The sequence below is a fragment of the Rathayibacter oskolensis genome (assembly GCF_900177245.1).
Lineage (GTDB): Bacteria > Actinomycetota > Actinomycetes > Actinomycetales > Microbacteriaceae > Rathayibacter > Rathayibacter oskolensis.
In genome coordinates this window covers 222,654-244,658 of sequence record NZ_FXBM01000004.1, presented here as the reverse complement: position 1 = coordinate 244,658, position 22,005 = coordinate 222,654, and the positions used below count along the sequence as shown (strand labels likewise).

Sequence of the window (22,005 nt, the reverse complement as noted above, 5' to 3'; positions counted from 1 at the left end):
GGAGAGCACCATGACGAGCACCGGCAGCACTGCCGCAGACCGTGACCGAGCGACCGAGATCGTCGATCAGTGGGTCGCGATGTGGAACGGCGACACGGCGCTCGCCGAGGCGATCATCTCGAGCGGCAACCGCGTCCACGCCGCCCTGTTCGACGGCGGCGACGGCAGCGCGCTCGGCGGCGTCTCCGGGATGACGAGCCTCGTCACGGAGATGAGATCGCTGCTGCCCGACCTCGTCTTCTCGATCGACGTCGGGCCCCTCGTCGACGGCGACCACGTCGTGGTCCGCTGGGTGGCGACCGGGCATTACGGCGGAGGCGTCCCCGGCGCGGCGGCGCCGGTGGGCACGGAGGTGACCTTCCACGGCACCGACATCCTGCGGCTCGCCGACGGACAGGTCGTCGAGTACTGGCTCAACGCCGACACCTTCGCCCTGATGAGCCGGCTGCAGGTCGGCGCCGGCTGACGCCGACCGACCTCTGCACGCCATGACGATCAGGAGCTTCGCGGTCGCCCTCGCGATGGCGCTCGTCGCCGTCGGGACCACCGCGTGCAGCACCGGTTCGACGCGCGACGACTCCGCGACGGCGACCGCCTCGCCCGCTCCCTCGGCGACTCCCGTCGATGTCTCGGCCGACCTGCGGGCGCTCGAGGCCGAGTTCGACGCCCGAGTGGGCGTCAGCGCCGTCGACACCGGCTCGGGCGCCGCGATCACCCACCGGGCCGACGAGCGCTTCGGCTACGCGTCGACCATCAAGGCCCTGGCCGCCGCCGAGTTCCTGCACGACGTCCCCGTCGACCAGCGCGACGAGATCGTCACCTGGTCGGCCGACGACGTCGAGGCCGCCGGCTACTCGCCGGTCACGAGCCAGCACGTCGACGGCGGCCTGCCCCTCTCGGAGCTGGCCGAGGCGGCCGTGCGCACGAGCGACAACACGGCACTCAACCTCGTGCTCGACCGCATCGGCGGGCCGACCGCCCTCGACGAGGGCCTCACCGAGCTGGGCGACGACACCACCGAGGTCGTCGACGACGAACCCGCGCTGAACGTCATCGAGGCCGGCAGCACCGACGACACCAGCACTCCGGCCGCCTTCACCGCCGACCTCGCCCGGATCCTCGAGGGCGACCGCCTGACGGAGGAGGACCGCGCGACGCTCCTCGACTGGATGAGCGGCAACGCGACGGGCGACGCTCTGATCCGCGCCGGGACCCCCTCGGGCTGGGTCGTCGCCGACAAGTCGGGCGGCGCCGGCGGCACCCGCAACGACCTCGCGGTCGTCACTCCCCCGGGGCGCGCGCCGATCGTCGTCACGGTCTTCACGAGCCGGAACGACCCCGAGCGCGAGTACGACGACTCCCTCGTCGCGCGGACCGCCGAGATCGTCCTGCGGGGCCTGCAGCAGTGACGGCCCCGCGGCGGCGTCAGCCGGCCGCCCCACCCGCGATCTCGAGCGCCACCGTGCGCAGCGCCGAGCGCACGGCCCGTGCCGCCTCGTCGAGCCCGCCGACGGAGGCGAGCCGGAGCGAGCGCCGCGTCCACGGCGTCCCGTCGACCGGCACGGCCACCACTCCCGCCGGCAGAGCCGCGAGGGCGAGGCTCGGCACAGTGGTGATGCCCAGGCCCGCTGCGACGAACCCGAGCCGACTGCTCCACTCGCCGATCTCGGCGACGACGCGCGGCTGCGGGAGCGTCGGCCACGCCCCGAACTGCGGATCCCCTCGGGCGCCGCGGCCGACCACCCAGTCCTCGTCCGCGAGATCGTCGACGGTGAGCCGCTGCACGTGCGCCAGGCGGTGTCGTCGACCGACCGCGACGTGCAGCGGTCCGGCCGGGAGCACCTCCGTCTCGAGGCCCGTCAGGTCGTACTCGTCGGGACTCGTGCCGACGGCCAGGATCGCGAGGTCGAGGCGGCCGGCCCTGAGCCTGCGGATCTGCACGGGGGTCGAGGACTCGAGGAACGTCACGTCGACCGAGGCGTGCTCGCGGCGGACGAGCGCGATCGCCTCCGGGACGAGCCGCATCGCCGTCGTCGCGAACCCGCCGAGGACGACACGGCCCAGAAGTGGGCCGTCGAGGGCGGCGACCTCGCGAGCGGCCGCGTCGAGGTGGTCGAGGACGACGGTGGCGTGCCTCGCCAGGCGCAGTGCGGCCGGAGTCGCCACCACGCCCCGCGGGCCGCGATCGAAGAGCGGGAGCCCGACGGCCGCCTCGAGCGCGCCGATCTGCTTCGACAGTGCCGACTGCGTGAATCCGGTCTCCTCCGACGCGGCGGTGAAGGAGCCGGTGCGGAGCACCGCGACCAGGGCGCGCAGGAGCTGGGGGTGCACGTCGAGCGTCATCGGCTCAGTATGCCGGGGGGAGGCATTCCGCGGCGGACTACCCGGGTTGCCGATCATTCGCTGGTGGCATGCTCATTCGCGGCGGAGACTCTCGTCATGAGCAGAACCTGGTTCGTCACCGGAACATCCAGCGGCTTCGGCCGCCTGTGGACGGAGGCCGCGCTCGAGCGCGGCGACCGCGTCGCAGCCACCGCCCGCAGCACCGACTCCCTCGCCGACCTCGTCGACCGCTACCCCGACACCCTCCTCCCGCTCACTCTCGACGTGACCGACAGAGAGGGCGTGGACGAGGCGGTCGACCGAGCCGTCGAGCACTTCGGCGGCCTCGACATCGTCGTCAACAACGCGGGCTACGGGCACTTCGGGATGGTCGAGGAGCTGACGGAGCGCGAGATCCGGGAGCAGATGGAGACCAACTTCTTCGGCGCGCTCTGGGTGACCCAGGCCGTGCTCCCCGCGCTCCGCCGATCAGGAGACGGACGCCTCCTGCAGGTCACCAGCGAGGGAGGCGTGCGCGCGTTCCCGGGGATCGGCGCGTACCACGCGTCCAAGTGGGCGCTCGAGGGGCTGTCGGAGTCGCTGCGCCAGGAGGTCGCGGCGTTCGGCATCCACGTCACGTGCGTCGAGCCCGGCCCCTACGCCACGGACTGGCTGTCGCGGGGCTCGCGGCGGAGCGCCGAGCTGCCCGAGTACGCCTCGCTCCGGGCCGACGGCGGCCCCGAGTTCTCGATCGGCGACCCGCGGGCGACCGTCGGAGCGGTCCTGGCACTCGTCGACTCGGACGCTCCGCCCGCCCGCCTCATCCTCGGAACCGTGCTCCCGGCGATCGAGGCCCTCTACGAGGAGCGCCTGCGGACCTGGCGCGAGTGGGACGATGTCGCGGTGCGCGCCTTCGGGACCGAGCAGGAGCGGATCCGGTGACGGCCCCTCTGACCGGCTCGCCTCCCGGCTGGCAGAACGTGCACGTGCGGGAGGTCGTCGATCCGCACGAGCGCGAGGTGTCGTCGCCTCCCCTCGATGCGCTGCAGCTGATCCTGGTCACCTCGGGGTCGTACGTGATCGAGAGCGCTCGACCGCACGGCCGCTGGCAGAAGGGGCAGGCCGCGCCGGGGAGGTCTGCGGCGACGCCGCCCGGGCGCGAGATCCGCGCCTCCTGGAGCAGCAGGAGCACCGAGACGTTCACCTCGCTGCACGTCGCCGTGGACGCACCGCTCCTCGCCGGGGTCTTCGACGCCTTCCCCGGCGCCTCCGCCGGTCAGCTCGACTTCCTCGCCCTCAGTGACGGCTTCGTCCGCTCGGGGATGCTCGAGATCGCCCGTGCCGCGCGCGCGGGGGCTCCGGCCCTGCTCGCCGACACGGTGAGCGTCTCGCTCGTGTCCCATCTGCTCTCGCTCCCCGCGCCGGCGGTCAGCCGGGCCGAGACCGGCCTGTCGCGAGCCCAGCTCGCCCTGGTCACCGATCACCTCGCGGCCCACCTCGCCGAGACGGTGACCCTCGCCGAGCTCGCCGAGCTCGTGCACCTGAGCTCGTACCACTTCCTGCGGCTCTTCTCTGCGGCGACCGGCACCTCGCCGATGAGGCACCTGACCGCGCTCCGGATGGAACACGGTCGCGACCTGCTGCGCCGGGGCGACGCCCCGATCGGGGTCGTCGCCGCCGCCTGCGGGTACGGCACGCCCGCCGCCTTCGCCGCCGCGTACCGCCGGCACCACGGCGTCAGTCCGCGCGAGCACCGCTCCCAGCGCGACTGAGCGCGGCGCTCAGGCGGCCAGGCGCTCGGCAGCCGCGATGCGGACCTCCTCCAGGCGATCCCGCGTCTCGATCAGATCGCGGATCTGCGCGTCGAGCCGCGCGTGCTCGCGCTCGATGAGGAGGACCATCTCGACCGTCGTGGTGCCGGAGTAGATGCACGGCAGGAGCTTCACGACATCGGCGCTCCCCAGCCCCGCCCGGAACAGCTGCTGCACCAGGAGCACGCGCTCGATCGCGTCGGCCCGGTAGACGCGCTGACCGCCGGACGTGCGGTCGGAGGTGATCAGCTGCCGGGTCTCGTAGTACCGCAGCGAGCGGACGCTCACTCCCGTCCGCTCCGCGAGCTCACCGATCTTCATGCGATCTCCTCCGACCCCTTGAACCTGACACCGGTGTCACATCCTACGGTGACGGCATGGACATCACAGGAGCAACAGCACTCGTCACCGGCGCCAACAGGGGGCTCGGTCGGCACTTCGTCGACGAGCTGATCGACCGGGGAGCGGAGCGCGTCTACGTCACCGCGCGCCGCCTCTCCACCCTCGACTGGACCAGGGGGCGCCCCGGCCTCGAACCGCTCGAGCTCGACGTCACCGACCCCGTCCGGATCCGCGAGACCGCGGCACGGGCGGCCGACGTCGACCTCCTCGTCAACAACGCGGGGATCGCGACCCAGCAGAACCTCGTGACCGGCGATCTCGACCTCATCAGGGCCGAGATGGACACGCACTTCTTCGGGGCGCTCGGGATGACCCGCGCGTTCGCCCCCGTCCTCGCCCGCAACGGCGGAGGCGCGATCGTGAACGTCATGTCGCTGCTCTCGTTCCGCACCTACCCGGGCAACGGCGCGTACGCCGCGGCCAAGGCGGCCGAGTGGCAGCTGACGAACAGCACGCGGCTCGAGCTCGCCGCCCAGGGAACGCAGGTCGTCGGAGTGCATCTCTCCTCGACCGACACCGACATGATGGCCGGCTGGAACATCCCCAAGAACGACCCGCGGGCCGCCGTCCGGCTCGCACTCGACGCTCTCGCCGCCGGTCGCTCGGAGGCGCTCGACGCCGACAGCGCGGCCGTCAAGGCGATGCTCGACCGGACGCCCGAGGAGCTCTACGCGCCGTTCGCCTCCTGATCCTCCGGGGTGCGCAGGATCGCGCGCGTCCTCCGCAACCACGCGACACCGTGCTGCGGGACGGGACCCCACAGTGGAAGAACCCCACGAGAGGAGTCCCCATGTCGAAGATCGTGATCGTGTCAGGTGCATCGAGCGGTTTCGGTGCGATGACGGCTCGCCGGCTGGCGCTGGCGGGCCACCGCGTCTACGCCGGTATGCGCGCCTCGGCCCAGCGCAACGCTCCCGCCGCCGACGAGGCCCGCGGATTCGCCGAGCAGCACGGAGTGGACCTGCGACCGCTCGAGCTCGACGTCTCGGACCAGGCGTCGGTCGACGCCGCCGTCGCGCTGGTCGCCGGCGAGAGCGACGGGATCGACGTCGTCGTGCACAACGCCGGGCACATGGTCCTCGGACCGGCCGAGGCCTTCACCGTCGAGCAGCTGGCCGAGGTCTACGACGTCAACGTGCTCTCGACGCAGCGGCTCAACCACGCGGTGCTCCCGATCTTCCGCGCGCAGGAGGAGGGCCTGCTCGTCTGGGTCGGCTCCTCCAGCGCCCGGGGCGGCACTCCCCCCTACCTCGCGCCCTACTTCGCCGCCAAGGCGGCCGAGGACTCCCTCGCGGTCGGCTATGCGGTCGAGGTGGCGCGCTTCGGAGTGGACACCGTCATCATCGTGCCCGGGTCGTACACCACGGGCACCAACCACTTCGCGCACGCCGGCCACGCCGAGCGGACCGCCGTCGCCTCCGCCTACGACGACCGCTACCCCGGTCTGATGGAGGACGTCTCGGCCCGGCTCGCCGAGCTCTCCCCGAGCGACGCCGACCCCGGCGAGATCGCCGTCGAGATCGCCCGCGTCGTCGACCTCCCCCGCGGGGAGCGGCCGTTCCGCGTGGTCATCGACCCGGCCGACGACGGCGCCGCCCGCGTGTACGAGCTCGGAGACGCCGTCCGGCGCGAGTTCTACGAGCGCATCGGCATGCAGGATCTGCTCACCCCCACCGACACCTCGACCCAGGGAGCCTCACGATGACCCAGAGCACCGCCACCCGCACCGCACTCGTCACCGGAGGATCGGGCGGCATCGGCCGTGCCGTCGTCGAGCGCCTCGCCCGCGACGGCGTCGCGGTCGCCGTCCACTACTCCGGAAACCGCGACCGGGCGGAGTCGGTGGCCGAGGCGGCGCGGGCGGCCGGAGTCGATGCCGTCGTCGTCGGAGGCGACGTGGCCGACGAGACCGAGATGGCCGCGGCGTTCGCCGAGGTCGAGCGCGCGCTCGGGGGTGTCGACGTCGTCGTGAACACCGCGGGCGTCATGATCCTCGGACCCGTCGCCACGTTCGACCTCGCCGACCTCGACCGCCTGCACCGGACCAACATCCGCGGCGCCTTCGTCGTCGCGCAGCTCGCGGCGAGGCACCTGCGGCCCGGAGGCGCGCTGATCAACTTCTCGACGAGCGTCACCCGCACCTCGTTCCCCACCTACGCGCCCTACGCGGCGTCGAAGGCCGCGGTCGAGGCGCTGACCCTCGTGCTCGCCCGGGAGCTGCGCGGGAAGGACATCACGGTCAACGCCGTCGCGCCCGGCCCGACGGCGACTCCGCTGTTCCTCGACGGCAAGACCCAGGAGGAGATCGACCGGCTCGCCGGAGCGGTGCCCCTCGAGCGCCTCGGCCGGCCGGAGGACATCGCCGAGACCGTCGCCTTCCTCGCCGGGCCCGCCCGCTGGGTGAACGGCCAGGTCGTCTTCGTCAACGGCGGGCTCGCCTGAGCCCGTCGCCTCAGCCGCCCGTCGCCTCAGTCGAGGACGGCGTAGGCCTCGAGCTCGACGAGCACGTCGGGCTCGAAGAGGAAGTCGACCCCGATCGCCGACAGCGGGGGCAGCGGGGTCGGCAGGCCCACCTCCTTCGCGGCGAGCTCGATGCCGGCCGTGAAGTCGTCGAACATCCCGGGGGTCGAGCGGGTGAGGAAGAAGCGCAGCCGGACGACGTCGTCGAACGTGGCCCCCGCGGCGGCGAGACCGCGCGCGGTGTTGCGGAACACCTGCACGATCTGGCCCACGAGGTCGTCGGGGGCGAGCCTGTTGCCCTCGCCGTCGCGCGAGATCTGGCCGGCGACGTGCACGTGCCGCGATCCCGTCGCGATCGAGACGTGGTCGTAGGGGACGGGCTGGAACATGCCCTCGGGGGACAGGGTGCTGACGGTCATGGCGACTCCGTTCGGGTAGGTGGTTCCCCTGTTCTACCTGGTGTTCTCAGGGAACTTCAACGAGACTAGGTTCCATGAGCGACACCTCCGGCGCGTCCCGCGACCTCCTCCTCGTCGATGCTCCCCACCGAGAGCTCCTCGACGAGCTCCTCGACAAGTGGTCCCTCCAGGTCCTCGATCAGCTCTGCGAGGGGCCGCTGCGGTTCAACGAACTGCGCCGCGCGGTGCCCGCGATCGGCCAGAAGTCGCTCACGGCGACGCTGCGCCGACTCGAGCGCAACGGCATGATCTCGCGCGTCGTCCTGGCCACGCGCCCCGTCGCTGTCGAGTACCGGATCGCTCCGGTCGGCAACACGCTGAACGAGCTCATCGACGCGCTGCTCTCGTGGACGAGCAGCAACCTGCCCGCCGTGCAGGAGGCTCGCGCCCACTACGACCGGGAGGTCGCGGTCGAGGACGCGTGACCTGGGCGCGGCCGTCGTTGCGGGCCGCGACAAAGCTCGCCCGCCTTCTCGGTGGCCGGCAGGAGATGCTCCCGGCCGGGCGCGGGCGCGAGAGTGGACGCATGGATGAGAACAGCACCAGCGTCGCCGCCGAGCTCGCGCACGTGACCGAGCACTGGACCCCGCGCGTGATCGGCCGGGTCAACGACCAGTACGTGAAGGTCGCCAAGCTGCTCGGCGAGCTGGTGTGGCACGCGCACGACGCCGAGGACGAGATGTTCCTCGTCGTCTCGGGCTCGCTCCTCCTGCAGTTCGAGGATCGCCCGGACGTCCGTCTCGAGCCCGGAGAGTTCTACGTCGTCCCCCGCGGAGTGCGGCACAACCCCGTCGCCGAGGAGGAGGTCGAGATCGTGCTGATCGAGACCGTCACGACGGCTCACACCGGCGATGTCGTCGTGGCGGGCACGGTGCCGATCGAGGCCCAGGAGCGGCACCGCGCCGACGACGCTACGCCCGCAGCCGGCGGAACTGGTCGATGACGTCCGAGAGACCCACCTCGATGCGGCTGTAGACCTCGCTGTCGAGCACGAGCTCGCCGTCGAAGTCGCCCGAGTTCGCGTAGAAGCCGATCGGGATCGTCGCGGCCTGGAAGAAGCCGAACAACGGGCGCAGCTCGTGCTCGATCACCAGCGCGTGGCGATCGCTCCCGCCCGTCGCCACCAGGACGACGGGCTTGTTCGCGAGGGCGTACTGGCCGACGAGGTCGAAGAAGTGCTTGAAGATGCCGGGAGACGACGCGCGGTACACCGGAGTAGCGGCGATCAGGACGTCGGCGCTCTCGGCCGCCGCGATCTCGGCCTCGACCTCGGCGGGGACGTCGTCCCGGGTGATCGCACCGGTGAAGCCCGGCCCGAGCCCGTAGACATCGATCCGATGCAGCTCGATCGGCACCTTCGCGCCGAGGGAGGCGGTGACCAGGCCGACGAGGCCCATCGTCTTGGAGCGGGCGGTCGGGCTGCCGTTCACGACGACGACGCGCAGCGGCGAGGTCACGCCGCGTCCTGCTCGGAGCGGAGCTCGCGCCGCACGACGGGCGCTACCTCGGTGCCGAGGCGCTCGATCGCCTCGAGGTGCTCCCTCTGGGGCAGGCCGCCGAAGCCCATCTGGAAGACCGCCCGGGTGACTCCGTAGAGCTCGTGGTAGGTGAGCAGCTTGTCGATGACCTCCTGCGGGCTGCCGACCAGGAGGCCGCCGCCGGGAGTCGCCTGGGCGTCGAAAGCCGTGCGCGGGATGTCGAACCCTGCTCCGCGCTGATGGTTGTTCTCGCGCAGGCCGCGACGGAAGTAGGGGAAGAAGTCGTCCCGCGCGCTCTGGCTCGTCCTCCCGACCAGGCCGTGGGCGTTGATGCTCACCCTCAGCGCGGCGGGGTCGTGCCCGGCCTCCGAGGCGGCCCGGCGGTAGAGGTCGACGGGGCGGGTGAACTGGGTGATCGGTCCGAGCAGGAGCGCCAGCGCCATCGGGAGGCCGAGCTGACCGGTGCGGATCGCCGAGGCGGGCGTGCCGCCGACTCCCACCCAGATCGGCAGCTCGCCGATCGGGCGCGGCGCGATGTCGGCCCCCCGGAGCGGCGGCCGCAGCGAGCCGCTCCAGGTGACGGGGTTCTCGGCGCGGATCGCGAGGAGGAGGTCGAGCTTCTCGCGGAAGAGAGCGGCGTAGTCGTCCAGCGAGTAGCCGAAGAGCGGGAACGACTCCGTGTAGGAGCCGCGGCCGGCGATCATCTCGGCGCGACCGTGCGAGATCAGGTCGAGGGTCGCGAAGTGCTGGAACACCCGCACCGGATCCTCCGAGCTGAGCACGGTGACTCCGCTGGTGAGTCTGATCCGCTCGGTCTGCGCCGCCGCGGCGGCCAGGACCATGTGGGGCGCGGACGCGATGAAGTCGGAGCGGTGGTGCTCGCCGACGCCGAAGACGTCGAGCCCGACCTCGTCGGCGAGGCGCGCCTGCTCCAGCGTCTGCTCCATCCGCTCGACCGGTGACGGCATCGTCCCGGTCGACAGATCAGTGGTGAGCTCACCGAAGGTGAGGATTCCGAGTTCGAACGGCATGGTCAGTTCCTCGTCTGCTCTGTGTGCTGTGGTGAGACGTCCTGGGGTGATGCCGGGGGCGCGTTCTCGATCAGGGCGTAGGCGTGTCCCCACGCGGTCAGGTCCTGCAGGATCACCTGCAGCGCGCGACCCGCGGGAGTGAGCGAGTAGCGGACCCTGATGGGCCGCCCGTCGACGACCTCCCGCTCGATCAGGCCGTCGGTCTCGAGCTCGCGGAGGCGCTTGGCGAGCATCGTGTCGCCGATGTGGGCGACGAAGCGCCCGATGTCGGCGAAGCCCGAGTTGCCCCGGCCGATGGCCTCGATGATCAGGCCGCTCCAGCGCCGGCCCACGACGTCCATCGCCGCGATGAACGAGGGGCACGCGCCGTCCTCTGCTTCTTCGTGGTGCAGTGTGCGCTCCACGACGAACTCTTCCTCCATGCCACTCTCTTTTCTGTAGTCACTACAGTAAACAAAGCTTGAATCGAGATATTCCCGGCATGGTGTTCGTCTGCCGGAGCCCACGCTCTCGTCGTCCGACCCCGGTCAGCTGTTCGCGATGATGCCCTGGATGACCTGGATCGCCACGGCGATGAGGAACGCGTTGTAGAAGAAGCTCGTCACGCTCTGGATCATGACCACCCGCCGCACCTTCCTCGACGCGATGGTGGCTCCGGCGACCGCGAACGAGGTGCCGACGGTGAAGGCCATGTAGAGGAAGTCGCTCAGTGTCGGATCGGCCGGTGTCGGATCGGCCGGTGTCGGATCCCTGCGGGACGGGTCCCTCTCGACGCCCGGGAAGCTGATCATCGAGGGGTCGGGGAGGCGCTCGTAGACGCTCTCGTAGATCTCGGCGAAGCCGGTCTGCAGCAGCAGCCAGGCCACGATGACGCTGGTCGAGCCGAGTAGTCCGACGAGCAGGTCGTCGGAGTCGCCGGTCCCGGTGGTCCCCTCGGTGGTGAGCAGGCTCACTCCCGATGCGACGCCGGTGCCGCTCGCGACGATCGGCAGCACCCACGAGAGCGACTCGAGCATCCTGCGCGGCAGCGGCCTGGCGCTCTCGGGGACCGACCGGGTGGTCCGGTTGCTGAACGTCGTGAAGAGGAGGACGAGGTGCGTCACCGCGACGACCTGCCACGCGATCAGGACCGGGATGAACGGCACGACGATGTAGATCACCGCCAGCAGGGAGACGGTCGTGGACAGGGCGATGCCGGCCAGCTCGTCGAGTCGCCCCGCGGGGCGCGGCTCCGGCTCGGTGGACGTCACCGTCGCACGCCCCCGGCCGATCCGACCTCGTGCGCCGTCCTCCGGTGCGCTGCGACGAGAACGGCGGCCGCAGCGCCGGCGGCCGCGACGACAGCGACGGCAGCCGCGAGGAGGATCGGCCCGCTCGGGGCGATCACCGACTCGCCCGCGAGAGCCTGCCAGGTCAGGATCCCGAGCAGCGCCGCGAAGGCCGACGAGCCCACCAGGACGAGCCGGAACCGCACTCGCACCGAGCGCAGCACGGCGACGCGACCGCTCAGCAGCTCGAGGGCGAGCAGCCCGAGCGGGATCGCCTGCAGGGCGTGCATCCCGACGAAGTGGGGTGCGCGCAGATCACCGGCCTCGGTGCTCCACCCGAAGAACGGCACTCCGGGCCCTCCGTCCTCCACGCCGACCGCATGCGCACCCATGATGCCCTCGAAGTCGGCGGCCTGCGACGGAGTGGGCCCCGCGGTCATGAAGAACGCGACCGCCATTCCCGCGAGCCCGAGGAGCACGCCCGCGCGGACGGCGAGGGTGCGGCGGTCATCGCGGATCCCCCCGGCGCGGCGAGGCGGTGACGACGATGCCGCGGAGGGGGGACGCCGGCGGCTCCTGCACCGTCCTCCACGCCTCCTCGAGGCTGCCGACGCCCTCGACCTCGTCCAGCTGGATCCAGCGCGAGGCCCAGGGGAGGAGCGCCTCGCGGGCGTCGTCCTCGAGGGCGCGGAGAGCCGCGGCTCCGTGCTCCTCGCTGTATCCCGCCTCGTGCTCGGCGGTGTCGAACAGGTCGACCTCGGGCGAGGGGGAGTCGTCGGGCTCGGCCGCACCCGCGGCCGCGTCGTGGTGCGTCGCCCCGACGACGATGATGCGAGCGAGGTCGTCCGACAGCTGCCGAGCGACCGCCGACGACACCTCCGCGTTCCCGGCGATGTCGAGGAGGACGGTCCGGCCCTCCGCCGTCAGGCCGGACACGTCGGAGTACGACCTCACCTCGGTGAACGCGCCGGTCGACTCCGTCGCCGCGACCCGGGGCGCCGCCGTCAGGCCGACCGTTCGCACGCCGCCCTGCTGGAGGAGCCGGCCGAGCAGCAGGCCCGCCTTGCTCGAGGCGCTCGTCACGACCGCCGTCTCGGCACCGCCGTCGCTCACCTCGCGCGCGAGCAGGGCCGCGAACGTGAAGAACGGGCGGAGGAGGACCTCGGCCGCCGATCCCTGCGCCGCATCCTCGTCCTCGACCCGGTGCAGGTCCCGGTACATCGACGGCATCGCGTTCCGCCCGGTGGCCGAGCCGACGAGCACGCCGTCCTCGGCACGCCGGCCGGCGAAGACGAAGCGGTCGGCCATGGGCAGCAGCCCGACGAACCGCTCGCCAGGGCGTGCGACGGACTCGTCGCCGTCGATCACCCGCGCAGAGCCCCAGGCGGGAACCCTCCCCCAGCCGTCCGCGGCGGGGAAGGCGTCCCAGTAGCGCGTCGGCGTCTCGTTGCCGAGGAGCGCGTAGGTGAGGTTGTTCGACGTGAGCCCGAACCTCTCGACCTCGAGCACGATCTCTCCCGGCTCCGGCTCGCGCAGCGTCTCGGTGAGCAGGCGCGAACTCCCGAGCGGATCGTCGAGGCGCACCTCGAAGGTGGTGGCGGTGTGGACGGTCATGGCGATCGCTCCTTCGTGGTCAGGTCGGTCGGAGTTCGATCAGGGCCCCCAGGCCCCTCAGTTGAGCCCGGCGGGCTGCCCGCCGGTGACCGGCAGCACGGCGCCGTTCACGAATCCGGCACCGTCACCGGCGAGCCACGCGACGGCGGCGCCGATGTCCTCCGGAGTGCCCGCGCGACCGAGGGGGATCTCGGAGAGCATCGCCTCCAGTGCCGTGCCCTCATCGATCCCGAGCCGGGTGGCCGTCAGACGCAGCTCGGCCTCGCCGAGGTCGGTGAAGATGTAGCCCGGCGCGACCGCGTTCGTCCGGATCCCCCGGCCTCCGAACTCGTGCGCGAGCAGCCGGGTCAGGCCCACGATGGCGTGCTTGGCCAGCACGTAGCCGCCGTAGCCGCCGGCAGCGGCGAGGCCCATCGTCGAGGCGATGTTGACGATGGATCCGCGGCCCGCGTCGATCATCCCGGGGAGCACGGCCCGGGCGAGGTGGACCTGCCCGAGGACGTTGACCTGCCACGAGACGCCGAGCTGCGCATCGGTGACGTCGAGGAAGGGCCCTGTGCCCACCCCGGTCCCCGCGTTGTTCACCAGCACATCGACGACGCCCCACTCGCTGCGGACCCTGTCGATCGCTGCGGAGACCGCCTCCTCGTCGGTCACGTCGAGGCCCACCGCCAGCGACCGCCGGCCGCGCCGGCGGACCAGAGCCGCGGACTCCTCCAGGTCGGCGGGGTCGTCACCCAGGCCGGCGCCGCCCACCTCCAGATCCGCGCGGGCCCTGCCCACATCCGTCACGACGACGTCGGCGCCGGCGTCCGCCAGGGCCAGAGCGATGCTCCGTCCGATCCCCCTCGGGCGTCCGGCTCCCGTCACGAGAGCGATCCGTCCAGCGAGGGGGGCCGTAGCGATCAGCGACATGTGCATCTCCAGAGATCTCGGTGCGGGAGGGGGGTGGGCGCACCTTCCGGCGCGCTGCTCACTCTATCTGGTCATACGACCAAGTCAACTGTCCAGTTCTCTGCCATGATGGAGGCATGGCAGAGCGAACAGGACGACAGCGCGGTTCCGAGACGAGAGACGCGCTGCTGCGGGCGGCGGCAGCGGTCGTCGAGCGGGAGGGGATCGCGGCCGTCACCACGCGGCGCGTGGCGAGCGAGGCGGGGCTCCCGCTGGGCACCGTGCACTACTGGTTCACCGACAAGGCGGATCTGCTGGCAGGGGTCATCGAGGTGCTCATCGCCGACGTCCGCGCGGGCATCGCGGAGGGCGACGCCGACGACACCCTGACCGCGCGGCTGGCCGGCATCTGGGAGCGGGTCACGGCGGTCTCGACGGCCCGCCAGATCGCGCTCGTCGAGGTCACCACCCACTCCCTCCGCACGGAGGGGCTGCAGCACCTCGCGCGGGAGCAGTACGCCGCCTACTCCGAAGCGTCCTCCGCGGCGCTCCGCCCCTGGAACGAGGCGGCCGACGCCCAGCTGCCGGGGGGCTCCCGAGCACTCACGGCGCTCGTCCTCGCCGTGTTCGACGGGTTGACCCTCGCCGAGCTGGCCGACCCCGGCGATCCCGATCGCGCGGCAGCGATCCCCCTGCTGTCGCACCTGCTCGAGAACGCTCTCGCCGGCACTCCCGGATCGCCTAAGAGCTCGGAGGAGTAGACAGCGCGCCGTCCTGACGGGGCTCGCGGACGGACGACGGGCTCCGCCACATGGCCGCGGGTGCGGCTCCGCTCACGCCGGTGATCAGTGCGATCGTGGCGAAGCCGTGCCGCCGGTACAGCGCGCGGTTGCGCTCGTTCGACGACTCCAGGTAGGCCGCCGCGTTCTCGTCGTCGATCCGTGCGAGTCGCGACGACAGGAGCGCCGACCCCACCCCCCGGCCGCGACCGCCCGGCCCGACGCCGATGTGGGTCAGGTGCCAGTGCGGCTCGGCCGGGCGGAATCGGGCCAGGGTGCTCCCGAGGCGAACACCCGCGACGAGTCCCCGGACGCCGAGCACTCCCACCAGGGCCGGCATGCTCCGCGCCAGGAGGAGGAGCGAGGGGCTCTGCCCGGGCCGCTCCCAGATCGTCGCGCCGAGGATCTCTCCCCCGGGCTCGCGAGGCGCCAGGTCGACGCGGCCGTCCCGCAGGGCTCCGGACCGGAGGAGGACGCGGAAGACCGTCTCCAACCGGCGGTGTGCATCCCGCCCGGAGACGAACGCGCCCATGACGGGATCGTCGGAGAACGCGGAGGCGAGGACGGCGGCCGCCGCGGGGACATCGGCCGCAGAGGCCGGGGTGATCACGAACACCGCGATCCTCCTTCATCTCGAGGTCTCCAACATATCAGGTCATCTGACCAGTTCATATGACCAGTAGGGGGACTCGGAGGAGAATGACCGCGAGAGGGTCGGCGTTCCCCGACGCGGCGACGACACCGCTCCACGCCCGATCCGTGAGGGAGACACATGACGACGACCACGAGGACCGTCCTGGTGACCGGTGCCTCTGGAGGGATCGGCGCCGCTGTCGCGAGACGGTTCGCGGAGGCGGGCGACCGGGTGGCCGTCCACTACGCCGGCAACCGGCTCGGCGCCGAGCGGACCCTCGCCTCCCTCGAGGGAGACGGGCATGCGCTCGTCTCCGGTGACATCGGCGACCCGGCCGGAGTGACCGCGCTCGTGACGTCGGCGGTCGAGGCGCTCGGATCGATCGACGTCCTGATCGCCAACGCCGCGGTCGCACCATCGGCCGCCAACCGGCACGCGATCAGCGAGACGTCCTACGAGGAGTGGGGCGCGGCCTTCCGGCAGATGATCGACGTCAACCTGCTCGGCGCGGCGAACCTCGCGTGGGCCGTCGCCCACCACCTCATCGGCCGAGGAGCAGCGGGATCGATCGTCGCCATCGGATCCCGCGGAGCGTTCCGCGGTGAGCCGGAGTACCCCGCCTACGCGGCGAGCAAGGCGGGACTGCACGCCCTCGGGCAGTCCCTCGCCGTCGCTCTCGCGCCGCACGGCATCTCGGTCACCTCGGTGGCGCCCGGCTTCGTGGCGACGCCTCGGCAGCTCGCCAAGCTCGACGGCCCGGAGGGCGATGCTCTCCGCGCTCAGAGTCCGTTCGACCGCGTCGGCCCTCCCGAGGACGTCGCCGCCGCGGCGTTCTGGCTCGCCTCCCCCGAGGCCGCCTGGTCGTCCGGGGCCGTCCTCGACGCCAACGGTGCCTCCTACCTGCGCCTCTGACCTCCCGACCGCAGGTCGATCACCGCGGCGAGCACGAGCAGGACCACCCCGATGATCGTCAGCGGGAGCCCGATCAGCAGGAGGAGCCCGGCGCCGATGTTCGCGTCGGGAGTCGGGAGGAGCGTGTCCCACAGAACGCCGGCCAGACCGAGGGCGATGCCCGCGATCCCGATGATCGCTCCCAGTCGTCTGAGCACGGTGGTCCTCTCGATCGACACGTCAGGGGACTCCTGGCGTGGGTCCACCGTATCAGGTCAGTTGACCAAGTCAAACGACCAGAAGGTGTCCTCGCCGACACCTGGTCTCGTTGAAGCGCCCGGCCCCGGGCGACTAGACACGGGAGTCGTCGGCACACGGTGTGCCGCAGAAGGACCGAGACCCGTGAGAATCCACATCATCAGCGCGCACCTGACCTACCCGGGCTGGACGGAGGGCGCTCTCAACCGCGCGATGGCCGACAGGGCGACGAAGCACCTCCGAGCCGGCGGCCACGACGTCACCGAGACCAGGGTCGAGGACGGCTACGACCCGGAGGCGGAGGTGCAGCGGCACCTCGAGGCCGACCTGGTGATCCTGCAGACCCCGATCAACTGGTTCGGCGCCCCCTGGATCCACAAGCGCTACATCGACGCCGTCTTCAACGCCGGACTCCACAGCACCGAGTTCCTCGACAACGACGGACGCACCCGCGCCGACCCCAGCCGCCAGTACGGCACCGGCGGCCACCTGCACGGCAGGGGGTTCCTCGTCGCCGCGACCTGGAACGCTCCCTCGGAGTCCTTCGGCAACCCCGACAGCGTGCTCTTCGCCGGCAAGGGAGTCGACGACCTGCTGCTCGGGATCACCGCCGCCTACCGGTTCGTCGGCTTCACCGTCCTCGAGAGCTACGGGATCCACGACATCTTCCGCGCCGCGGACATCGCCGAGCGCCTCGAGGGCTACGGCCCGCACCTCGACCGGCAGCTCGCGATGCTGGGAGACGGCGCGAGCGTCCAATCGAGTCCCCGCCGTCGCTCCGAAGCATCCGGTAGCCGATAGGACCGGCAGCGGACACGAGGAGAGTGCATGGCGTTCACCAGCAGACGGTGGCAGGTAGGGACGATCGTCGCGCGGGTCCGCGCGTCGGCCGCGATCGGTGCCGCGGATCTGGCCACCTCGGCGCGCGCGACGCGGAAGCTCGACGTGCTCCGGATCGCCGACGGCGTCGACACCGGCCGCATCACCAACGAGCAGGCCCTCGCGGCCTTCAGCCGCATCGCGGAGGAGCTGCAGCTGCCGCGGGTGACGTCGATCCATCCGACGACCAGGTGATTCCGCTCTGTGCCCCTTGTTCCGCGCCGTTATCGGCCGGTACTTTGAGGCACCCTGTCCCGGGGTCGACTCCACCGTTGAAAGGACCCTCATGGCCGCCGTCCCGTCCACCTTCCGATCCCGTGAGCCCTACATCTGCCGCGGGTGCGGCACCGAGATCATGACCCCCGCGAGCTACCGGAAGTGCCCGGTCTGCGGGATCAAGTACAACTGACACCCTCCGCCGGGTGGAGCGTGCGACTCTAGTCGCGTGGATCTCGAGGTGGGTTCGGGGCTGGTCGTTCCGGCCTCCGAGCTGCAGTGGAAGTTCTCGAGGTCCTCCGGTCCCGGCGGGCAGCACGTCAACACCTCCGACAGCCGCGTGCAGCTGTCCTGGAACGCCGCGGAGTCGCCGACGCTCAGCGACGAGCAGCGCACCCGCGTCCTCGAGCGGCTCGCCCAGCGACTGGTGTCGGGCACGATCACCGTGACGGTGTCGGAGCAGCGGTCTCAGCTGCGCAATCGTGAGATCGCCCTCGCGGTGCTCGGCGACCTGGTGCGCGATGCACTGGCCCCTCCCGCCGCGCCCCGTCGCGTCACCCGGCCCACGCGCGGCTCCGCACGACGGCATCTCGCAGCCAAGCAGCAGCGCTCGGCGACCAAGCGGCAGCGGCGGCGTCCGACGGACGACTAGCCGGGCGGCCGCGAGGCGGGCCAGAGCCCGGCCTGCAGCCGCAGCCCGTCCAGCAGCAGATCGAGTCCGGAGCGGAACACGTCGAGGTCGTCGTGCACGGCCATCTCGTCGGCGACCTGGTGCGCGAAGGGGAACGCCTCGGGGTCGAGGTCGCGCCAGCGGTCGGCGAACACGGCCAGGAACTCCAGCCTGTCCAGCCCGCTCTCGAGGAACTCGGGCGGCGGCGGCTGGGCCAGGTCGATGGCGACGCCGACGACGTAGCTCACGATCGACGACGCCGCGTGGAAGCGCTGCCGCGGCGTCAGATCCAGCCTCATGAGCTGCTGGCCGATCCGCTCGTACATCGCCATCGAGTTGGGCTGCAGCCCGTTGTTGCGGAGCATGAACTGGCCGAACCACGGCCGGCGGACGAACTCGTCGAACAGCGCGAGGGCGAGCGCACGCAGGTTGGCCATCGGGTCGGGCCCGTGAGTGAGCGGTTCGCTCTCCTCCAGGACCCGGCCCATCACCTCCTCGGTCGCCCGGTCGAGCAGCTCGTCGCGGCTCCCGACGTACCAGTAGATGCTCGCGACGCCGCCGCCGAGGCGTGCAGCCAGCGCCCGGAAGGTCAGCGCCGGCTCCCCGGACTCGTCGAGGATCGCGATGGCCTCCCCCAGCACCGTGTCGAGCGAGTGCGACGCCCGCTGACGGCCCCGGGCGCGAGCGGGCGGTGCACCGGCGCGCCCGGTCTCCTTCGATCGATCTGCAGCCATGTCTTGCATGTTATCGAACGTGGTTCTATGTTATCGAACGTCGTCCGATAGTCGTACGGCGTTCGATAGGAGGTCCGCGATGAGCGCACTCACGATCAGCTCCACCAAGCCCCCGGCCTACACCTCGCTACGCGCCGCAGCGCTCCCGCTGGCCGCCCTCTGCCTGGCCTTCTTCGTCGAGATGGTCGACAACACGCTGCTCTCGATCGCCCTGCCGACGATCGGCCGCTCGCTCGACAGCGGGACGGCGGGACTGCAGTGGGTGACGGGCGCCTACTCCCTCACCTTCGGCGGACTGCTGCTCACCGCCGGGTCGGCCGCCGACCGGTTCGGCCGACGCCGCGTCCTGCTCACCGGCCTCGCGGCGTTCGGTCTGATCAGCCTCGCCGTCGTCCTCGTCACCGACATCGGCCAGCTCATCGCCCTGCGCGCAGCGCTCGGATTCGCCGCGGCGGCCATGGCCCCCGTCACGATGTCGCTGATCTTCCGCCTCTTCGACGACGAGAAGCTCCGGATGCGCTCGATCACGATCGTGATGATCGTCGGCATGTCCGGGTTCGTCCTCGGTCCGATCCTGGGCGGGAGCGTCCTCAGCCAGTTCAGCTGGCAGTGGCTCCTGCTCGCCAACGCCCCCATCGCCCTGATCGCCTGGATCGGCGTCCGGGTCGGCGTGCAGGCCGACCGGCGCGCCGACCTGACCTCCGAGCGGCTCGACCTGCCCGGCGCCGCCCTCACCGTCGCCGCGATCGGGCTCGGCTGCTACACCCTCACCAGCGGCGTGCAGGACGGCTGGCTCTCGCTCGTCACGCTCGCCTGCGCTGCCGGCACCGTCGCCGCGGTCGTCGGGTTCATCCTCCGGGAGCGTCGCGCAGCCTCGCCCATGATCGACCTCGCGATCTTCCGCACCGGACCCGTGCGAGGCGCGGCGCTCACGCAGCTCGCGGCCTCGGTCGCCTTCGCCAGCGTCCTGTTCGGTCTGATCCTGCACTTCCAGTACGCCTACGGCTGGAGCCCGATGCAGGCCGGCCTCGCGAACCTGCCCGTCATCGTCACGATGATCGCCGCGACCCCGATCGCCGAGCAGCTCGCCGCCCGCCTCGGCCACCGCCTGGCCTGCCTCGTCGGCACCGCGCTGCTGGTGGGCGCACTGCTCGGCATGGCCTGGGCGGTGGATCAGGGCTACCTCGCGATCGCCGCCATGATGGTGCTGCTCACGATCGGTCTGCGGACGATCATGACCATCTGCGCGGTCGCTCTCGTCGAGGCGATGGACGAGAACCGGACCTCGATCGGCGCCGCCCTCAACGACACCTCCCAGGAGCTCGGCACCAGCCTCGGCACGGCCGTCGTCGGCACCCTCATCGCCGCCCTGGTCACGAAGAGCCTTCCGACCGGCGCGTGGAGCTCCGACCTCGTCCACTCCTTCTTCGCGGGCGAGCGGGTCGTCTACCTGGCCGTCGCCGTCCTCGTCGGCGTGATCGCGACGGTCGGCTCGCTGTCCCTCACCGACTCCCGCGCCACCGAGGAGCCCACGCCGTCCGAGACCGAGCGCACCACGGTCTGAGCGGCCTCCTCCGAGCGCCGCGTCTCGAAGGAGGCGACGGGAGGATCAGGGTCGGCGGCGCTCGAGGAGGACCGTGTCGCGCCAGGTGCCTTCCCGAGGTCCGTAGGTCATCAGGGCGATGCGCTCGCGAGTGCCGACGCGGCGGAACCCGGCGCGGTCGTGGAGGGCGAGACTGGCGGTGTTCTCGGGGAAGACGCTCGACTGGATCGTCCACAGGCCCGCGGCAGAGCGAGTGCTCGACGACTCCCCGGTCATGCGCAGCAGCTGCCTCCTGCCGTGCCGGTGCCTGTGGAGCAGACGCCGGTCTCGGGGAGGACGAGCTGCACGAGACGCGCGGCCGCGTGGTTGCCGGCGAGTTCGTCGGCGATGGAGCGGACCTGCTCGTAGCCGGTGACCAGGAGGAAGGTGGGGGCGCGGCCGTAGGACTTCATGCCGGCGATGAAGAAGTCCGGCTCGGGGTGCGCCAGCTCGGCGACGCCGTGCGGTTCGACGGTGCCGCAGGAGTGCAGGTTCGGGTCGATCAGCGTCGCGAGCGCGCGGGGCGCCTCGACGATCTCGTCGAGGGAGAGCCGGATCTCGCGCAGCATGTCGAGGTCGGGCCGGAAGCCGGTCGCGTTCACCACGACGTCGGCGTCGATCGAGGCGCGCTCCTTCCGGCGGCGGCCGGTGACGAGGACGCCGTCGCCCGCGGGCTCGAGGTGATCGATCTCGAAGCGGTCGACAAGAGTGATCGCGCCCTCGCGGACGAGGTCGTGGACGACGCCCCCGAGCTTGCCGCGCTCTTCGAGCTCGTCGTCGCCGGACCCGTAGACCCGCAGCGGGCTGGTGCCGCGGATCGCCCAGGTGACGCTCGTGCCGGGCTCTTCGCGGGCGAGGCGGGCGAGCTTGATGAGCGTGTTCGCCGCGGAGTGACCAGCGCCGACGACGAGAACCCGCTTCCCGACGAAGCGGTCGCGGTCCGTGCCGAGGACGTCGGGGAGGGCGTGACTGATGTGCTCGGCGACGTCGGCTGCGCCGATCGGATCGAGGCCGCTGGAGGCGAGGGAGTTCGGGCTCGAGTAGGTGCCGGACGTGTCGACGACCGCGCGGGCGGTGACGTCGGTGACACCGTCGGAGGTCTGGACGCGCAGGAGGAAGGGAGTGGAGGCGCGGCCGGCGGAGCGGGTGCGGTCCATGCCCTCGCGGGTGACGGCGAGGACACGCGAGCCGTAGCGGATGAGCGGTGCGAGCACCGGCGTCGTCGCGAGAGGTGCCAGGTAGTCGCTTACGAGCTCGTTCCCGGTCGGCAGCTCCTCGGCCGCGGGCGCCTCCCAGCCGGCCCGGTCGAGCAGGCGCGCGGCAGCGGCGTCGACGAGGTACTCCCACGGGGAGAAGAGGCGGGTGTGGCCCCACTGCTGCACCGCGGCTCCGGCGCTCTCGCCCGCCTCGTAGACGATGACGTCGAGCCCGCGCTCGAGCAGCTGTGCGGCGGCGGCCAGGCCGACGGGTCCGGCGCCGATGACGGCGACGGGCAGCCCGGCGAGGCGGGGTGCATCCGCGCGGGGCGGGACGGAGAGCGTCAGAGTCATGGCGTGCACTCCTTCCGATATCGACCGACGTCGATGCCGTGAGTCTGCGGGAGGACATCGACGGTTGTCAATGG

30 protein-coding genes and 1 pseudogene are annotated in these 22,005 nt (G+C 71.7%); 16 read left to right on the top strand and 15 right to left on the bottom strand.

Annotated elements, in window-relative coordinates; translation table 11 throughout:
* The first annotated feature begins 10 nt into the window (after positions 1–10).
* Positions 11–466, top strand: coding sequence for an ester cyclase (locus B9Y99_RS18285; protein WP_085478075.1), 456 nt, complete (start codon positions 11–13; stop codon positions 464–466).
* 22 nt (positions 467–488) lie between these two features.
* Entirely contained in the window at positions 489–1,409 is a 921-nt protein-coding gene (gene bla, locus B9Y99_RS18280) for a class A beta-lactamase (RefSeq protein ID WP_085478074.1), read from the top strand.
* Between the two features lie 16 nt (positions 1,410–1,425).
* Here the strand turns inward: bla and B9Y99_RS18275 are convergent, their stop codons facing one another.
* A complete protein-coding gene (locus tag B9Y99_RS18275) occupies positions 1,426–2,343 on the bottom strand; it encodes a LysR family transcriptional regulator (protein WP_085478073.1) in 918 nt (305 codons plus the stop codon).
* Between the two features lie 96 nt (positions 2,344–2,439).
* Here B9Y99_RS18275 and B9Y99_RS18270 point away from each other — a divergent pair, with 96 nt between their 5' ends.
* The gene (locus B9Y99_RS18270) at positions 2,440–3,264 is read left to right on the top strand and encodes an SDR family NAD(P)-dependent oxidoreductase (protein ID WP_085478072.1); all 825 of its coding nucleotides are present in this window, start codon (positions 2,440–2,442) and stop codon (positions 3,262–3,264) included.
* Complete coding sequence (locus tag B9Y99_RS18265; RefSeq protein ID WP_085478071.1) at positions 3,261–4,094, top strand: helix-turn-helix domain-containing protein; 834 nt, start codon at positions 3,261–3,263, stop codon at positions 4,092–4,094. Before B9Y99_RS18270 ends, B9Y99_RS18265 begins: the two co-directional genes overlap by 4 nt.
* Positions 4,095–4,103: 9 nt before the next feature.
* Here the strand turns inward: B9Y99_RS18265 and B9Y99_RS18260 are convergent, their stop codons facing one another.
* Positions 4,104–4,454, bottom strand: coding sequence for a MerR family transcriptional regulator (locus B9Y99_RS18260; RefSeq protein WP_085478070.1), 351 nt, complete (start codon positions 4,452–4,454; stop codon positions 4,104–4,106).
* 56 nt (positions 4,455–4,510) lie between these two features.
* On the opposite strand from B9Y99_RS18260, the gene B9Y99_RS18255 reads away from it, so the two are divergent.
* The 3 genes from B9Y99_RS18255 (at position 4,511) to B9Y99_RS18245 (ending at position 6,977) form a co-directional block, all read left to right on the top strand.
* Positions 4,511–5,224, top strand: a complete 714-nt coding sequence (locus B9Y99_RS18255) for an SDR family oxidoreductase (protein WP_085478069.1) — start codon at positions 4,511–4,513, stop codon at positions 5,222–5,224.
* Between the two features lie 101 nt (positions 5,225–5,325).
* Complete coding sequence (locus B9Y99_RS18250; RefSeq protein ID WP_085478068.1) at positions 5,326–6,240, top strand: SDR family oxidoreductase; 915 nt, start codon at positions 5,326–5,328, stop codon at positions 6,238–6,240.
* Complete coding sequence (locus B9Y99_RS18245) at positions 6,237–6,977, top strand: SDR family oxidoreductase (protein ID WP_085478067.1); 741 nt, start codon at positions 6,237–6,239, stop codon at positions 6,975–6,977. Before B9Y99_RS18250 ends, B9Y99_RS18245 begins: the two co-directional genes overlap by 4 nt.
* Positions 6,978–7,003: 26 nt before the next feature.
* Here B9Y99_RS18245 and B9Y99_RS18240 read toward each other — a convergent pair whose 3' ends face one another.
* Positions 7,004–7,414, bottom strand: a complete 411-nt coding sequence (locus tag B9Y99_RS18240) for a RidA family protein (RefSeq protein ID WP_085478066.1) — start codon at positions 7,412–7,414, stop codon at positions 7,004–7,006.
* Positions 7,415–7,488: 74 nt separating this feature from the next.
* Here B9Y99_RS18240 and B9Y99_RS18235 point away from each other — a divergent pair, with 74 nt between their 5' ends.
* Positions 7,489–7,878, top strand: coding sequence for a winged helix-turn-helix transcriptional regulator (locus B9Y99_RS18235; protein WP_085478065.1), 390 nt, complete (start codon positions 7,489–7,491; stop codon positions 7,876–7,878).
* A gap of 101 nt (positions 7,879–7,979) precedes the next feature.
* Positions 7,980–8,396, top strand: a complete 417-nt coding sequence (locus B9Y99_RS18230) for a cupin domain-containing protein (protein WP_085478064.1) — start codon at positions 7,980–7,982, stop codon at positions 8,394–8,396.
* On the opposite strand, the gene B9Y99_RS18225 is transcribed toward B9Y99_RS18230, so the two are convergent.
* From B9Y99_RS18225 to B9Y99_RS18200, 7 genes are all read right to left on the bottom strand, one after another.
* Entirely contained in the window at positions 8,365–8,910 is a 546-nt protein-coding gene (locus B9Y99_RS18225; protein WP_085478063.1) for an NAD(P)H-dependent oxidoreductase, read from the bottom strand. The two genes, B9Y99_RS18230 and B9Y99_RS18225, sit on opposite strands and share 32 nt — an antisense overlap.
* Complete coding sequence (locus B9Y99_RS18220; RefSeq protein WP_085478062.1) at positions 8,907–9,962, bottom strand: LLM class flavin-dependent oxidoreductase; 1,056 nt, start codon at positions 9,960–9,962, stop codon at positions 8,907–8,909. The genes B9Y99_RS18225 and B9Y99_RS18220 overlap by 4 nt, the downstream gene beginning before the upstream one ends.
* Before the next feature lie 2 nt (positions 9,963–9,964).
* Positions 9,965–10,384, bottom strand: a complete 420-nt coding sequence (locus tag B9Y99_RS18215; protein ID WP_085478061.1) for a winged helix-turn-helix transcriptional regulator — start codon at positions 10,382–10,384, stop codon at positions 9,965–9,967.
* A gap of 105 nt (positions 10,385–10,489) precedes the next feature.
* Complete coding sequence (locus tag B9Y99_RS18210) at positions 10,490–11,212, bottom strand: DUF1345 domain-containing protein (protein WP_165759686.1); 723 nt, start codon at positions 11,210–11,212, stop codon at positions 10,490–10,492.
* Complete coding sequence (locus tag B9Y99_RS18965; RefSeq protein WP_165759685.1) at positions 11,209–11,688, bottom strand: hypothetical protein; 480 nt, start codon at positions 11,686–11,688, stop codon at positions 11,209–11,211. The genes B9Y99_RS18210 and B9Y99_RS18965 overlap by 4 nt, the downstream gene beginning before the upstream one ends.
* A gap of 49 nt (positions 11,689–11,737) precedes the next feature.
* Positions 11,738–12,844 (bottom strand): DUF2855 family protein, encoded by a 1,107-nt coding sequence (locus tag B9Y99_RS18205; protein WP_085478059.1) that lies wholly within the window; start codon positions 12,842–12,844, stop codon positions 11,738–11,740.
* A gap of 57 nt (positions 12,845–12,901) precedes the next feature.
* Complete coding sequence (locus tag B9Y99_RS18200; RefSeq protein ID WP_165759684.1) at positions 12,902–13,759, bottom strand: SDR family NAD(P)-dependent oxidoreductase; 858 nt, start codon at positions 13,757–13,759, stop codon at positions 12,902–12,904.
* Positions 13,760–13,875: 116 nt separating this feature from the next.
* Between B9Y99_RS18200 and B9Y99_RS18195 the strand changes: the two genes are divergently transcribed.
* A complete protein-coding gene (locus B9Y99_RS18195) occupies positions 13,876–14,499 on the top strand; it encodes a TetR/AcrR family transcriptional regulator (protein ID WP_085478057.1) in 624 nt (207 codons plus the stop codon).
* Here the strand turns inward: B9Y99_RS18195 and B9Y99_RS18190 are convergent.
* Complete coding sequence (locus tag B9Y99_RS18190; protein WP_085478056.1) at positions 14,480–15,133, bottom strand: GNAT family N-acetyltransferase; 654 nt, start codon at positions 15,131–15,133, stop codon at positions 14,480–14,482. The two genes, B9Y99_RS18195 and B9Y99_RS18190, sit on opposite strands and share 20 nt — an antisense overlap.
* Positions 15,134–15,289: 156 nt before the next feature.
* Here B9Y99_RS18190 and B9Y99_RS18185 point away from each other — a divergent pair, with 156 nt between their 5' ends.
* Positions 15,290–16,063, top strand: a complete 774-nt coding sequence (locus B9Y99_RS18185; protein ID WP_085478055.1) for an SDR family NAD(P)-dependent oxidoreductase — start codon at positions 15,290–15,292, stop codon at positions 16,061–16,063.
* Here the strand turns inward: B9Y99_RS18185 and B9Y99_RS18665 are convergent.
* Positions 16,048–16,281, bottom strand: coding sequence for a hypothetical protein (locus B9Y99_RS18665; protein ID WP_165759667.1), 234 nt, complete (start codon positions 16,279–16,281; stop codon positions 16,048–16,050). The genes B9Y99_RS18185 and B9Y99_RS18665 overlap by 16 nt on opposite strands.
* A 163-nt stretch (positions 16,282–16,444) precedes the next feature.
* Between B9Y99_RS18665 and B9Y99_RS18180 the strand changes: the two genes are divergently transcribed.
* The 4 genes from B9Y99_RS18180 to arfB all read left to right on the top strand — a co-directional run bounded on the left by B9Y99_RS18180 (position 16,445) and on the right by arfB (position 18,047).
* Positions 16,445–17,101, top strand: coding sequence for an NAD(P)H-dependent oxidoreductase (locus B9Y99_RS18180; protein WP_208857014.1), 657 nt, complete (start codon positions 16,445–16,447; stop codon positions 17,099–17,101).
* 27 nt (positions 17,102–17,128) lie between these two features.
* Positions 17,129–17,374, top strand: coding sequence for a hypothetical protein (locus B9Y99_RS18175; protein WP_085478054.1), 246 nt, complete (start codon positions 17,129–17,131; stop codon positions 17,372–17,374).
* A gap of 91 nt (positions 17,375–17,465) precedes the next feature.
* The gene (locus B9Y99_RS19400) at positions 17,466–17,588 is read left to right on the top strand and encodes a hypothetical protein (protein ID WP_280158831.1); all 123 of its coding nucleotides are present in this window, start codon (positions 17,466–17,468) and stop codon (positions 17,586–17,588) included.
* Between the two features lie 36 nt (positions 17,589–17,624).
* A complete protein-coding gene (gene arfB / locus B9Y99_RS18170) occupies positions 17,625–18,047 on the top strand; it encodes an alternative ribosome rescue aminoacyl-tRNA hydrolase ArfB (RefSeq protein WP_085478053.1) in 423 nt (140 codons plus the stop codon).
* Here the strand turns inward: arfB and B9Y99_RS18165 are convergent.
* Positions 18,044–18,799 carry a TetR/AcrR family transcriptional regulator gene (locus B9Y99_RS18165; RefSeq protein ID WP_085478052.1) on the bottom strand — a complete coding sequence of 252 codons (756 nt, stop codon included), beginning with the start codon at positions 18,797–18,799 and terminating at the stop codon, positions 18,044–18,046. The two genes, arfB and B9Y99_RS18165, sit on opposite strands and share 4 nt — an antisense overlap.
* 79 nt (positions 18,800–18,878) lie before the next feature.
* Between B9Y99_RS18165 and B9Y99_RS18160 the strand changes: the two genes are divergently transcribed.
* On the top strand, positions 18,879–20,363 hold the full coding sequence (locus B9Y99_RS18160) for an MFS transporter (protein ID WP_085478051.1): 1,485 nt from the start codon (positions 18,879–18,881) through the stop codon (positions 20,361–20,363).
* Positions 20,364–20,408: 45 nt separating this feature from the next.
* On the opposite strand, the pseudogene B9Y99_RS18155 reads toward B9Y99_RS18160, so the two are convergent.
* Positions 20,409–20,588, bottom strand: a pseudogene (locus tag B9Y99_RS18155) (GNAT family N-acetyltransferase); the annotation flags it as partial.
* A gap of 26 nt (positions 20,589–20,614) precedes the next feature.
* Positions 20,615–21,931, bottom strand: a complete 1,317-nt coding sequence (locus B9Y99_RS18150; protein WP_085478050.1) for an FAD-dependent oxidoreductase — start codon at positions 21,929–21,931, stop codon at positions 20,615–20,617.
* Positions 21,932–22,005 lie beyond the last annotated feature (74 nt).